The sequence below is a fragment of the Pseudomonas sp. LSJ-87 genome (genome assembly GCF_032971465.1).
GTDB classification, from domain to species: domain Bacteria; phylum Pseudomonadota; class Gammaproteobacteria; order Pseudomonadales; family Pseudomonadaceae; genus Aquipseudomonas; species Aquipseudomonas putida_Z.
On sequence record NZ_JAWJYQ010000003.1, the window covers coordinates 283,742 to 297,652 of the forward strand.

Consider the following 13,911-nt stretch of genomic DNA (forward strand, 5'->3'; position numbering starts at 1 on the left):
GGAAATGTTAGGAAAAGGTAAAGATTGTTAGTGGCAGGCGCCGGCATGCTTTTTGTGGGAGCGGCCTTGCGTCGCGAAAGGGCCGCAAAGCGGCCCCGGAGGTCTCAGCACCACCGCTGAGGTCCGAGGGCTGCTTTGCAGCCCTTTCGCGACGCAAGGCCGCTCCCACAAGGGTCACCCCACATTGGCCGCATCAGGCTGAGAAATTCAGCGGGCGCGGCACAACGCCAGGCAGTTATCCAGCATGCGGTTGGAGAACCCCCACTCGTTGTCATACCAGGCCAGCACCTTGAGCATGCGCCCGTTGGCCCGGGTATGGTTGGCATCGAAGATCGACGACAGTGGGTTGTGGTTGAAGTCGCAGGAAACCAGCGGCAAGGCGTTGTAGCCCAATACCCTGGAATGCTTGCTGGCCTCGAGGAACAGCTGGTTGACCTGCTCGGCCGTGGCCTCGCGCTTGAGGTTGACGGTGAGGTCCACCAGCGACACGTTGATCACCGGCACTCGTACCGCCATGCCGGTAAGCTTGCCGGCCAGCTCCGGCAGCACCAGGCCAACGGCCTCGGCAGCGCCGGTCTTGCTCGGGATCATCGACTGGGTCGCCGAGCGCGCACGGTACGGGTCGCCGTGGTACACATCGGTCAGCACCTGGTCGTTGGTGTAGGCATGGATGGTGGTCATCAGGCCCTGTTCGATGCCGAACTCGCGGTGCAGCACCTGGGCAATCGGTGCCAGGCAGTTGGTGGTGCAGGAGGCATTGGAAATGATCTGGTGCGAGGCCCGCAGGATGTCATGGTTGACCCCGTACACCACGGTGGCATCGGCGCCTTTGGCCGGTGCCGAGACAATCACCTTGCCAGCCCCCGCAGCCAGATGTGCGGCGGCCTTGGCGCGCTCGGTGAACAGCCCGGTGCATTCGAACACCACGTCGATCGCCTCGGCCTTCCAGGGCAGTTCGGCCGGGTTGCGGATGGCACTGACCGCGATACGGTCACCATTGACCGTGAGGCTTTCGTGGTCGGCCTCGACGCTGGCGTCGAAGGTGCCGTGCACGCTGTCGTACTTGAGCAGGTGGGCATTCATGGCGCTGTCGCCCAGGTCGTTGATGGCGACGACCTGCAGGTCCTGGCGGTAGCCTTGGGTATACAGTGCGCGCAGGACGTTGCGCCCGATGCGGCCGAATCCATTGATGGCGATGCGTAGGGTCATGGCAGTACCTCTGGCAGTCCGAGTGAAACCTGTGGCACAAAGGAGCTTCACTGAAACGGTTTTGTTGTTGGAATTACAAGATTATTCACCTGCCGATAGAAAACAAGCCTTTTTAGTGGCAGTATTTTGTTTAAACATACAACGAGTGGTTGGGCGACGTGCCTCCACCGATGCAGCGGGCTCCTCTACCTTGAGCCTAGGCCGCAATCGTTTGGAGGGGAAATGCCCGGTAAACCGCCCTTACAATTAGCCTGGAGTCCAGTACATGCATCCGCGCATCCTTGAGGTCACCCAGCGGCTGGTCGAACGTAGCCGTGCCACCCGCGAACGCTACCTGCAACTGATTCGCGGCGCGGCCAGTGACGGCCCCATGCGTGCCAACCTGCAGTGCGCCAACTTCGCCCATGGCGTGGCCGGTTGCGGCAGCGACGACAAGCAGACCCTGCGCCTGATGAACGCGGCCAACGTGGCCATCGTCTCGGCCTACAACGACATGCTTTCGGCGCACCAGCCTTACCAACACTTCCCCGAGCAGATCAAGCAGGCCCTGCGCGAGGTCGGCTCGGTCGGCCAGTTCGCCGGTGGCGTGCCGGCCATGTGCGATGGCGTGACTCAGGGCGAGCCGGGCATGGAGCTGGCCATCGCCAGCCGCGAAGTGATCGCCATGTCCACCGCCGTGGCCCTGTCGCACAACATGTTCGACGCCGCGCTGATGCTGGGCATCTGCGACAAGATTGTCCCCGGCCTGATGATGGGGGCGCTGCGCTTCGGCCACCTGCCGACCATCTTCGTTCCGGGCGGGCCGATGGTCTCCGGCATTTCCAACAAGCAGAAGGCCGACGTGCGCCAGCGCTACGCCGAAGGCAAGGCCAGCCGCGAAGAGCTGCTGGAGTCGGAGATGAAGTCCTACCACAGCCCTGGCACCTGTACCTTCTACGGCACTGCCAATACCAACCAGCTGGTGATGGAAGTGATGGGCCTGCACCTGCCGGGCGCCTCGTTCGTCAACCCGTACACACCGCTGCGCGACGCGCTCACCGCCGAGGCCGCGCAACAGGTCACGCGCATGACCAAGGCCAGCGGCAGCTTCATGCCGCTGGGTGAAATCGTCGACGAGAAGGCGCTGGTCAACTCCATCGTCGCCCTGCACGCCACCGGTGGCTCGACCAACCATACCCTGCACATCCCGGCGATTGCCCAGGCCGCGGGTATCCAGCTGACCTGGCAGGACATGGCCGACCTGTCCGAGGTGGTACCGACCCTGTCCCACGTCTACCCCAACGGCAAGGCCGACATCAACCACTTCCAGGCCGCTGGCGGCATGGCCTTCCTGATCCGCGAGCTGCTCGATGCCGGGCTGCTGCACGAAGACGTCAACACCGTGGCCGGCCATGGCCTGCGCCGCTACACCCAGGAGCCGTTCCTCGACAACGGCAAGCTGGTGTGGCGCGAAGGGCCGCAGCACAGCCTGGACGAAAGCATCCTGCGCCCGGTGGCGCGGCCGTTCTCGGCCGAAGGCGGCCTGCGGGTGATGGAGGGCAACCTTGGCCGCGGCGTGATGAAGGTTTCCGCTGTTGCCCCCGAGCACCAGGTGGTCGAGGCCCCGGCGCGGGTGTTCCACGACCAGCAGTCGCTGGCCGATGCGTTCAAGGCCGGCGAGCTGGAGCGTGACTTCGTCGCCGTGGTGCGCTTCCAGGGCCCTCGCTGCAACGGCATGCCCGAGCTGCACAAGCTCACACCGTTCCTCGGCGTGCTGCAGGACCGTGGCTTCAAGGTGGCGCTGGTGACCGACGGGCGCATGTCCGGTGCCTCGGGCAAGATCCCGGCGGCCATTCACGTTTGCCCCGAGGCTTATGACGGCGGCCCGCTGGCACGGGTGCGCGATGGTGATATGGTGCGGGTCGATGGTGTCGAGGGCACGCTGCGGGTAATGGTGTCGGCCGAAGAACTGGCCAGCCGCGACCTGCCGCCAGCGCCACAGGGCAACGACCTGGGCTGCGGGCGCGAGCTGTTCGGCTTCATGCGCGTGGCGTTCAGCCCGGCAGAGCAGGGCGCCAGTGCGTTCACCTCGGCCCTGGAGAACCTCAAATGAAGGACCTGCTGGTTGGCGACATCGGCGGCACCAATGCCCGTTTTGCGTTGTGGCGTGACAACCAGCTGCATGAAGTGAAGGTCTTCGCCACCGAGGACTACACCAGCCCGGAACAGGCCATCGAGGCTTACCTTGAAGGCTTGGGCATTCCCCGCGGCGGCGTGACTGCTGCCTGCCTGGCGGTGGCCGGGCCGGTCGATGGCGATGAGTTCCGCTTCACCAACAACCACTGGCGCCTCAGCCGCGTGGCCTTCTGCCAGACATTGCAGGTCGAGCGGCTGCTGCTGATCAACGATTTTACCGCCATGGCGCTGGGCATGACCCGCCTGCGCCCCGGCGAGTTCCGCGAAGTGTGCCCAGGCCAGGCAGACCTGTCGCGGCCGGCCCTGGTCATCGGCCCGGGTACCGGGCTGGGCGTGGGTGCGCTATTGCGCCTGGGCGAACAGAACTGGCATGCCCTGCCGGGGGAGGGCGGGCACGTCGACCTGCCGGTGGGCAATGCCCGCGAAGCGGCGATTCACCAACAGATTCACGGGCAGATCGGCCATGTCAGCGCCGAGACCGTGCTCAGTGGCGGTGGCCTGCTGCGCCTGTACCAGGCAATCTGCGCGCTGGACGGCGACACACCCCGACACAAGACCCCGGCACAGATCACCGATGCCGCGCTCGGCGGCGAGCCGCGGGCGCTGGCGGTGATCGAGCAGTTCTGCCGGTTCCTCGGCCGAGTCGCTGGTAACAATGTTCTGACGCTGGGCGCACGGGGTGGGGTCTATATTGTCGGCGGCGTGATCCCGCGCTTTGCCGAGCTGTTCGTGCGCAGCGGGTTTGCCGCCAGTTTTTCCGACAAGGGCTGCATGAGTGGCTATTTCGCTGGCGTTCCGGTTTGGCTGGTGACGGCGGAGTTTTCCGGGTTGCTGGGGGCTGGGGTAGCCTTGCAGCAGGCGCTGGATCACTGACTGGGGCTGCTTTGCAGCCCTTCGCGGGCAAGCCCGCGAAGGGCCGCAAAGCGGCCCCAATAAAAACAGGCAACAAAGACCTGTAACTAACAAAAGGAAGGACCACCTTGAGCACTGCCGGCAAATCGATCCTGATGGTCGACGACGACCAGGAAATCCGCGAACTGCTGCAAACCTACCTGAGCCGCTCCGGCTTCCAGGTGCATGCCGAGGCCGACGGCAAGGGCTTTCGCCGCGCGCTGGAATCCACTCCCTGCGACCTGGTCATCCTCGATGTCATGCTGCCCGACGAAGACGGCTTCAGCCTGTGCCGCTGGGTACGCCAGCACCCGCGCCAGGCACGGGTACCGATCATCATGCTCACCGCCAGCTCCGACGAAACCGACCGGGTCATCGGCCTGGAGCTGGGTGCCGACGACTACCTGGGCAAGCCGTTCAGCCCCCGCGAACTGCAAGCGCGGATCAAGGCCCTGCTGCGTCGCGCCGAGTTCGGCCAGGCGGCGCCGGGCAGTGCGGTGCTGGCCTTCGACGACTGGCGCCTGGACACGGTCAGCCACCGCCTGTTCCATCGTGACGGTGAGGAGGTGATTCTCTCCGGCGCCGACTTCGCCCTGCTCAAACTGTTCCTCGACCACCCACAGCAGATCCTCGACCGCGACACCATCGGCAACGCCACCCGTGGCCGCGAGCCGATGCCGCTGGACCGCATCGTCGACATGGCGGTCAGCCGCCTGCGCCAGCGCCTGCGCGATACCGACAAACCACCCCGGCTGATCCGTACCGTACGCGGCAGCGGCTACCTGTTGGCTGCCCATGTCTGCAATGCGCCCTGAGCGGCGCTGGCGACTGCTGCCTCGCTCGCTACTGGGGCGCATGCTGCTGCTGACCCTGCTGGTAGTGCTGCTGGCCCAGGGGTTGTCGAGCATCATCTGGGTTGCCCAATTGCGCGCCAGCCAGTTGCAGGGCCTGCGTGCCAGCGCCAGCAGCCTGGCTCATTCGATGAGTGCCAGTGTCAGCTACTTCCGCTCGTTGCCGGTGGCCTACCGGCCGATGGTCCTCGACCAGCTGCGCAGCATGGGCGGCACGCGCTTTTTCGTGTCGCTCAACGCCAAGCCGCTGGACATGCCGCTTCTGCCCGTTACCCCGCGCAAGCAGGCGGTTATCGATGTGTTCCAGCAAGTGCTGCATGAGCGCCTGGGTTCGCAGATGGAAATTTCCGTGGAGTTCGTCGGGCCGGACGACCTGCGTATCTTCAACAGCGGCCTGAAGCTCGACGAACTGCCACGCTCCTGGGCGCATTACTCGCTGACCCTGGAGCCACTCAACCCGCCGGTGCTGGTCACCCAGATCCGCCTGGGCGAGGGTGAGTGGCTGTACATCGCCTCGCTGCTGCCCGAGCCCTACACCAGCCTGGAGGCCGAGCGCCTGCCGCGTCAGCAGATCGGCTTCATCGTGCTGACCACGGCCTTGCTGCTGTTGTTCATCGGCTTGCTGGTGCACTGGCAAAGCTGGCCGCTCAAGCGCCTGGCCCGGGCTGCGCGGGAGATGTCGCTGGGCGCCGATGTGGCGCCGGTGGCCGAAGGTGGTGGCAGCGAGGTGGTCGAAGTGGGGCGTGCGTTCAACAGCATGCGCGAGCGCATCAGCCGCTACCTGACCGAGCGCAGCCAGCTGTTCAGCGCCATTTCCCACGACCTGCGCACGCCGATCACCCGCTTGCGCCTGCGCGTCGAGCTGCTGGAGGACGAGCGCCTGCAGGCCAAGTTCAGCCAGGACCTGGACGAGCTGGAGCTGCTGGTCAAAGGCGCGTTGCAGTGCGTGAAGGACACCGACATCCACGAGAACATCGAGCCGGTCGACCTCAACCAGGTGCTGGAAATCCTGGCCGAGCCTTACCTGGGCGATGGCCGCATCACGCTCGAAGGCCGGGCGCTGGCGCCGTACCCGGGCAAGCCGCTGGCGTTGCGGCGCTGCATCGGCAACCTGATCGACAACGCCATCAAGTACGGCGAACGGGCGCGGCTGCGCATCATCGACAGTGCCGAGGGGTTCGTGCTGCAGGTGGATGACCAGGGTCCGGGGGTGCCGCAGCAGCAGCTGGAGCAAGTGTTCGAGCCGCACTTCCGTCTGGCCGGGCAGCAGCAGGGGTACGGGCTGGGGTTGGGGATTGCGCGCAACATTGCCCATAGCCATGGCGGGGAGGTGAGCTTGCTGAACCTGCGTGAGGGCGGGTTGCGGGTGACCTTGTATCTGCCGCGGGGCATGGACTGAAGGGTTGTGTTGCCTGTACCGGCCCCTTCGCGGGTAAACCCGCTCCCACAGGTTTTTGCATTAGCCTCGGAGTCTGGTGGACCTATGAGGACTTTGTGGGAGCGGGTTTACCCGCGAAGAGGCCGGTACAAGCAACACAAATGTCACTGACTGGTGACAAATCCACCTTCCTTGGTGACATTCCCATCCAGGCCCGCTCACTAGAATTCGCAGACGACTGGCAAGGATCAAGCTGGCCCATGAGCACCTCCAACCTGGCTTCCACCCGATGGCTCGACGCCCCGGCCCACACCGCCTGGCGCATGGCAGAAGGGCAACGCCTGCTGGCCTTCGCCACGGCTTCGAAACTGCCCGATGGCTTCGGCAGCCTCGACGCCGCAGGCCTGCTTGCCCCCGGTGCCCGCGCCGAAACCCTGATCACCGCCCGCATGACCCACTGTTTCGCCCTGGCCCACCTGCAGGGCGTGCCCGGCTACCTGGCCTATGCCGAACACGGTGTGGTCGCCCTGCGTGGCGCGCTGCAGGATGCCACCTACGGCGGCTGGTTCGCCCACCCCGGTGGCCATGACGACAGCGGCAAGGCGGCTTACCTGCATGCCTTTGTCGCCCTGGCCGCCAGCTCGGCGGTGATGGCAGGTGCTGGCGGTGCACCAGCCCTGCTGGCAGACGCGGTGCAGGTGCTCGAAGCGCATTTCTGGAGCGAAGAGGAGGGTGCCCTGCGGGAAGCCTTCTCCCGTGCCTGGCAGTTGCCCGAGCAATACCGTGGCGCCAACAGCAACATGCATGCGGTCGAGGCCTTCCTGGCCCTGGCAGACGTCACTGGCGACAGCCTGTGGCTGCAACGCGCCTTGCGCATCGCCGAACGCATCATCCATACCCATGCCGCCGCCAACGGCTACCGGGTCATCGAGCATTTCGACGCCCTCTGGCAGCCACTGCCGCACTACAACCAGGCGCACCCGGCAGACCACTTCCGGCCTTATGGTTCCACGCCCGGGCATGCCCTGGAGTGGGCGCGGTTACTGCTGCATCTTGAAGCCAGCCTGGAACGGGCCGGCCTGCATGCCCCGCAGTGGCTGCCAGACTGTGCCCGCGCATTATTCGATACAGCCTGCCAGCAGGCCTGGAACGTCGATGGCGCGCCCGGTTTCGTCTACACCCTGGACTGGGACGATCGCCCGGTGGTGCGCGCACGCCTGCACTGGGTGCATGCCGAAGCCTGCGCCGCCGCCGCGGCCTTGTTGCAGCGCACGGGCGAGGCGCACTACGAGCAGTGGTACTGCCGTTGCTGGGACTTCATCGCCAACCATTTCATTGACCATGGCGCTGGCAGCTGGCACCACGAACTCGATGCGCACAACCAGCCGGCCGCGACCATCTGGCCAGGCAAGCCCGACCTCTACCATGCCTACCAGGCGCTGCTGCTGCCGGGCTTGCCACTGGCACCCAGCCTGGCCAGCAGCTTGGCCGGCAATGTAACCAAACGATGACATTCACGCATCGCTTCGTTACCTGGCGAGGCGAGCACGCTGTTTAGACTTCATGCAACGCAAGCGATCGACTTGCACGGCATAACAACAAGAAAGGTGCTTCGATGAATTCCACGCTCCGTCTCGCTGCCGCAATCTCACTGGCCTCCTTGTTCCCGCTGAGTGCCTTGGCTGCCGATGCCAAAGGCAGTGTCGAGGTGGTGCACTGGTGGACCTCCGGTGGTGAAAAAGCGGCGGTCGATGTGCTCAAGGCCCAGGTCGAAAAAGATGGCTTCACCTGGAAGGACGGCGCCGTCGCCGGTGGTGGTGGCGCCACCGCCATGACCGTGCTCAAGAGCCGCGCCGTGGCCGGCAACCCGCCGGGTGTCGCGCAGATCAAGGGCCCGGACATCCAGGACTGGGCAGCCACCGGCCTGCTTGACGCCGATGTGCTCAAGGATGTGGCCAAGGAAGAAAAGTGGGACTCACTGCTCGACAAGAAAGTCGCGAATACCGTCAAGTACGACGGTGACTATGTCGCCGTGCCGGTGAACATCCACCGCATCAACTGGCTGTGGATCAACCCCGACGTCTTCAAGAAGGCTGGCATCGACAAGGCGCCAGCCACCCTCGACGAATTCTACGCCGCCGCCGACAAGCTCAAGGCCGCCGGCTTCATCCCGCTCGCCCATGGCGGCCAGCCGTGGCAGGACAGCACCGTGTTCGAAAGCGTGGTGCTGGCGGTGATGGGGGCCGATGGCTACAAGAAGGCCCTGGTCGACCTCGACAGCGCGGCCCTGACCGGCCCGCAGATGGTCAAGGCGCTGACCGAACTGAAGAAGGTTGCCACCTACATGGACCCGGACGGCAAAGGCCAGGACTGGAACCTGGAAGCGGCCAAGGTCATCAACGGCAAGGCCGGCATGCAGATCATGGGCGACTGGGCCAAGAGCGAATGGACCCTGGCGAAGAAAACCGCTGGCAAGGACTACCAGTGCGTGCCATTCCCCGGCACCGACAAGGCATTCCTGTACAACATCGACTCGCTGGTGGTGTTCAAGCAGAACGACGCCGGCACGTCTGCCGGCCAGCAGGATATTGCCCGCAAGGTGCTGGGCGAGGACTTCCAGAAGGTCTTCAGCAGCAACAAGGGGTCGATTCCGGTGCGCAACGACATGCTGGCCGACATGGGCAAGCATGGCTTCGACGCCTGTGCGCAAACCTCCGCCAAAGACTTCCTGGCCGATGCCAAGAATGGCGGCCTGCAGCCGAGCATGGCGCACAACATGGCCACCACGCTGGCCGTGCAGGGCGCGTTCTTCGATGTGGTGACCAACTACATCAACGACCCCAAGGCCGACCCGGCCGATGCGGCGAAGAAGCTGGCGGCGGCGATCAAGGCTGCCCAGTAAAACGCTGACGGCCCTATCGCCGGCAAGCCGGCTCCCACAGGATTTTCATTGCCTTTGAAAATTGTGGGTTACCTGTGGGAGCTGGCTTGCCGGCGATAGGGCCAGTACCGACAACACAAAAGGCAGTGCCCCACACTGCCTGGGCTTTGGGTACCAAATCATGACCACAGCAACCGCCCAACTGCGGGCCTCACCCCTGGACGCGCTACAGCGCTGGCTGCCCAAGCTGGTGCTGGCGCCGAGCATGTTCATCGTCCTGGTGGGCTTCTACGGCTACATCCTCTGGACCTTCGTCCTGTCCTTCACCACCTCGACCTTCCTGCCGACCTACAAATGGGCCGGCCTGGCGCAGTATGCCCGGCTGTTCGACAACGACCGCTGGTGGGTGGCAAGCAAGAACCTGCTGCTGTTCGGCGGCCTGTTCATCGCCATCAGCCTGGTCATCGGCGTAGTGCTGGCGGTCTTGCTGGACCAGCGCATCCGTCGCGAAGGTTTCATCCGCACCATCTACCTCTACCCCATGGCGCTGTCGATGATCGTCACCGGCACCGCCTGGAAGTGGCTGCTCAACCCGGGCATGGGCCTGGACAAGCTGCTGCGTGACTGGGGTTGGGAGGGCTTTCGCCTGGACTGGCTGATCGATCCCGACCGGGTGGTTTACTGCCTGGTGATCGCCGCCGTGTGGCAGGCCTCGGGCTTCATCATGGCAATGTTCCTCGCCGGCCTGCGTGGCGTCGACCCGTCGATCATCCGCGCCGCGCAGATCGACGGCGCCAGCCTGCCGCGCATCTACTGGCGCGTGGTACTGCCCAGCCTGCGCCCGGTGTTCTTCAGCTCGCTGATGATCCTCGCGCACATTGCCATCAAGAGCTTCGACCTGGTGGCGGCCATGACTGCCGGCGGCCCTGGCTACTCGTCCGACCTGCCGGCGATGTTCATGTATTCGTTCACCTTCAGCCGCGGCCAGATGGGCATGGGCTCGGCCAGCGCCATCCTGATGCTCGGGGCGATCCTGGCGATCCTCGTGCCTTACCTGTACTCGGAGCTGCGGAGCAAACGCCATGCATAGCCCTCTCGACAAAGCGGTGCTTAGCCCGAGCCGCATCGCCATCCACGCGGTGCTGTTGCTGGCGGTGCTGCTGTACCTGGTGCCGCTGGTGGTGATGCTGCTGACCAGCTTCAAGACCCCGGACGACATCAGCACCGGCAACCTGCTGAGCTGGCCGGTGGCAATTACCGGCATCGGCTGGGTCAAGGCCTGGAGCACGGTCAGCGGTTACTTCTGGAACTCGATCATGATCACCGTGCCTGCGGTGCTGATCTCCACCGCCATCGGCGCGCTGAACGGCTATGTGCTGTCGATGTGGCGCTTCCGCGGTTCGCAGCTGTTCTTCGGCCTGCTGCTGTTCGGCTGCTTCCTGCCGTTCCAGACCGTACTGCTGCCGGCCTCGTTCACCCTCGGCAAGCTCGGCCTGGCCAGCACCACCACCGGCCTGGTGCTGGTGCACGTGGTCTACGGCCTGGCCTTCACCACGCTGTTCTTCCGCAACTTCTACGTGAGCATCCCCGATGCGCTGGTCAAGGCCGCTCGCCTGGACGGTGCCGGGTTCTTCACCATCTTCCGCCGCATCATACTGCCGATGTCCACGCCGATCATCATGGTCTGCCTTATCTGGCAGTTCACCCAGATCTGGAACGACTTCCTGTTCGGCGTGGTGTTCTCCAGCGGCGATTCGCAACCGATTACCGTGGCCCTGAACAACCTGGTCAACACCAGCACCGGGGCCAAGGAATACAACGTCGACATGGCGGCGGCGATGATCGCCGGCCTGCCAACCCTGCTGGTCTACGTGGTGGCAGGCAAATATTTCGTCCGCGGGCTGACTGCTGGCGCGGTAAAGGGGTAAGTCATGGCAACGCTCGAACTTCGCAATGTGAACAAGACCTACGGCAGCGGCCTGCCGGACACCCTCAAGGACATCCAGCTGTCGATCAAGGATGGCGAGTTCCTGATCCTGGTCGGCCCGTCGGGTTGCGGCAAGTCGACCTTGATGAACTGCATCGCCGGGCTGGAGCAGATCACTGGCGGCGCGATACTCATCGACCAGCAGGACGTCAGCGGCATGAGCCCCAAGGACCGCGACATCGCCATGGTGTTCCAGTCCTACGCGCTGTACCCGACCATGAGCGTGCGCGAGAACATCGAGTTCGGCCTGAAGATCCGCAAGCTGCCCCAGGCCGCGATTGACGAGGAAGTGGCGCGGGTGGCCAAGCTGTTGCAGATCGAGCACCTGCTGGCGCGCAAGCCGGCGCAGCTGTCCGGTGGCCAGCAGCAGCGCGTGGCCATGGGCCGGGCGCTGGCGCGGCGGCCGAAGATCTACCTGTTCGATGAACCGCTGTCCAACCTCGATGCCAAGCTGCGCGTCGAGATGCGTACCGAAATGAAACTGATGCACCAGCGCCTGAAGACCACCACCGTGTACGTCACCCATGACCAGATCGAGGCCATGACCCTGGGCGACAAGGTGGCGGTGATGAAGGACGGCATCATCCAGCAGTTCGGCACCCCGCAACAGATCTACAACGATCCGGCCAACCAGTTTGTCGCCAGCTTCATCGGTTCGCCGCCGATGAACTTCATCCCGGTGCGCCTCACGCAACAGGACGGGCGCCTGCTGGCCGTGCTCGACAGCGGCCAGGCGCGTTGCGAACTGCCCCTGGGGGTGACTGCAGACGAGCTGGAGGGCCGCGAGATCATCCTGGGCATCCGCCCCGAGCAGATTGCCCTGGGTGCAGCCGAGGGCAATGGCCTGCCCGGCATTCGCGCCGAGGTGCAGGTGACCGAGCCCACCGGGCCAGACCTGCTGGTGTTCGTCACCCTCAACCAGACCAAGGTCTGCTGCCGCCTGGCGCCGGATGTGGCGTGCCGGGTCGGCGACAGCCTGAACCTGCAATTCGACCCGGCACGGGTGCTGCTGTTCGACGCCGCCAGCGGCGAGCGCCTGCACCTGGCCACTACTGCCGCAACCATGAAAGACAATGTGGCGCACTTCAAAGGCCGATAACTCGTCTACACCATCAATAAGAACAAAGAGGACGCAAAGGGATGGAACAGCGCAAACGTATCAGGACATTAGGTTCGCTCGCCTTGCTCGCACCGCTGGCGATGGCCGCTGGCAGCGGCGCGCAGGCTGCCGAGGCTTTTTCCAGCGAATCGAAGTGGATGACCGGTGACTGGGGCGGCACCCGCACCGAGCTGCTGGAAAAGGGCTATGACTTCACCCTCGATTATGTCGGTGAGGTTGCCGGCAACCTGCACGGTGGTTACAACGACGACAAGACCGCGCGCTATAGCGACCAGTTCGCCCTGGGCGCGCACCTGGACCTGCAGAAAATCCTTGGCTGGCATGACGCCGAGTTCAAACTGGCGATCACCGAGCGCAGCGGCCGCAACCTGTCCAACGACCGCATCAGCGATCCGCGCGCCGGGCAGTTCAGCTCGGTGCAGGAAGTGTGGGGCCGCGGCCAGACTTGGCGGCTGACCCAGATGTGGGTCAAGCAGAAGTACTTCGACGGCGCATTGGACGTGAAATTTGGCCGCTTCGGCGAGGGCGAGGACTTCAACAGCTTCCCCTGCGACTTCCAGAACCTGGCCTTCTGCGGCTCGCAGGTGGGCAACTGGGTCGGCGGCATCTGGTACAACTGGCCGGTCAGCCAGTGGGCGCTGCGGGTGAAATACAACATCACCCCTGAATTCTTCGTCCAGGTCGGCGCCTTCGAGCAGAACCCTTCCAACCTGGAAACCGGCAACGGCTTCAAGCTCAGTGGCAGCGGTACCAAGGGCGCGATCCTGCCGGTGGAAGCGGTGTGGTCACCCAAGGTCAACGGCCTGCCGGGTGAGTACCGCCTGGGTTACTACTACAGCACGGCCAAGGCCGATGATGTGTTCGATGACGTCAACGGCAACCCGCAGGCGCTGACGGGCGAAGCCTTCAAGTCGCACTCCAGCAAGCATGGCTGGTGGGTGGTGGCGCAGCAGCAGGTCACCGCCCATGGCGGCGACGTCAACCGTGGCCTGAGCCTGTTCGCCAACTTCACCGTGCACGACCAGGCCACCAACGTGGTCGACAACTATCAGCAACTGGGCTTGGTCTACAAAGGCGCATTCGACGCCCGGCCCAAGGACGATATCGGCTTTGGCGTGGCGCGCATTCATGTGAATGACGACGTGAAGAAGCGCGCCGAACTGCTCAACGCCCAGAGCGGCATCAGCGATTACGACAACCCAGGCTTCGTGCCGCTGCAGCGTACCGAGTACAACGCCGAGCTCTACTACGGCTTCCACGTCACCAACTGGCTGACCGTGCGGCCCAACCTGCAGTACATCAAGAGCCCCGGCGGGGTGGATGAGGTAGACAACGCGCTGGTCGCAGGTTTGAAGATTCAGTCGTCATTCTGAGAGCAATTGTTGTAAATTTACGCCAATCTACTTCGGTACCCGGCAG

General features: G+C 64.4%; 11 protein-coding genes. 10 read left to right on the top strand and 1 reads right to left on the bottom strand.

Annotation, left to right across the window (positions count from 1 at the left end; all coding sequences use genetic code 11):
• Positions 1–207: 207 nt before the first annotated feature.
• A complete protein-coding gene (gene gap, locus RYH74_RS04335; protein WP_041506241.1) occupies positions 208–1,209 on the bottom strand; it encodes a type I glyceraldehyde-3-phosphate dehydrogenase in 1,002 nt (333 codons plus the stop codon).
• Between the two features lie 265 nt (positions 1,210–1,474).
• On the opposite strand from gap, the gene edd reads away from it, so the two are divergent.
• The 10 genes from edd (at position 1,475) to RYH74_RS04385 (ending at position 13,865) form a co-directional block, all read left to right on the top strand.
• Positions 1,475–3,301: a phosphogluconate dehydratase gene (edd, locus tag RYH74_RS04340; RefSeq protein WP_317409007.1), complete on the top strand. Its 1,827-nt coding sequence runs from the start codon at positions 1,475–1,477 to the stop codon at positions 3,299–3,301.
• Positions 3,298–4,257 carry a glucokinase gene (locus tag RYH74_RS04345; protein WP_317409008.1) on the top strand — a complete coding sequence of 320 codons (960 nt, stop codon included), beginning with the start codon at positions 3,298–3,300 and terminating at the stop codon, positions 4,255–4,257. Before edd ends, RYH74_RS04345 begins: the two co-directional genes overlap by 4 nt.
• A gap of 107 nt (positions 4,258–4,364) precedes the next feature.
• On the top strand, positions 4,365–5,090 hold the full coding sequence (gene gltR / locus RYH74_RS04350; protein ID WP_025337864.1) for a two-component system response regulator GltR: 726 nt from the start codon (positions 4,365–4,367) through the stop codon (positions 5,088–5,090).
• Complete coding sequence (locus RYH74_RS04355; RefSeq protein WP_025337865.1) at positions 5,071–6,525, top strand: ATP-binding protein; 1,455 nt, start codon at positions 5,071–5,073, stop codon at positions 6,523–6,525. The genes gltR and RYH74_RS04355 overlap by 20 nt, the downstream gene beginning before the upstream one ends.
• A 239-nt stretch (positions 6,526–6,764) precedes the next feature.
• Positions 6,765–8,015: an AGE family epimerase/isomerase gene (locus RYH74_RS04360; RefSeq protein WP_317409009.1), complete on the top strand. Its 1,251-nt coding sequence runs from the start codon at positions 6,765–6,767 to the stop codon at positions 8,013–8,015.
• 104 nt (positions 8,016–8,119) lie between these two features.
• Complete coding sequence (locus tag RYH74_RS04365; RefSeq protein WP_075043900.1) at positions 8,120–9,406, top strand: ABC transporter substrate-binding protein; 1,287 nt, start codon at positions 8,120–8,122, stop codon at positions 9,404–9,406.
• A 160-nt stretch (positions 9,407–9,566) separates the two neighbouring features.
• Positions 9,567–10,475 carry a carbohydrate ABC transporter permease gene (locus tag RYH74_RS04370; protein WP_025337868.1) on the top strand — a complete coding sequence of 303 codons (909 nt, stop codon included), beginning with the start codon at positions 9,567–9,569 and terminating at the stop codon, positions 10,473–10,475.
• A complete protein-coding gene (locus tag RYH74_RS04375; protein ID WP_075043901.1) occupies positions 10,468–11,313 on the top strand; it encodes a carbohydrate ABC transporter permease in 846 nt (281 codons plus the stop codon). Before RYH74_RS04370 ends, RYH74_RS04375 begins: the two co-directional genes overlap by 8 nt.
• Before the next feature lie 3 nt (positions 11,314–11,316).
• Complete coding sequence (locus tag RYH74_RS04380) at positions 11,317–12,471, top strand: sn-glycerol-3-phosphate ABC transporter ATP-binding protein UgpC (RefSeq protein ID WP_317409010.1); 1,155 nt, start codon at positions 11,317–11,319, stop codon at positions 12,469–12,471.
• Between the two features lie 101 nt (positions 12,472–12,572).
• Positions 12,573–13,865 carry a carbohydrate porin gene (locus RYH74_RS04385; protein WP_286101860.1) on the top strand — a complete coding sequence of 431 codons (1,293 nt, stop codon included), beginning with the start codon at positions 12,573–12,575 and terminating at the stop codon, positions 13,863–13,865.
• Positions 13,866–13,911: the final 46 nt, after the last annotated feature.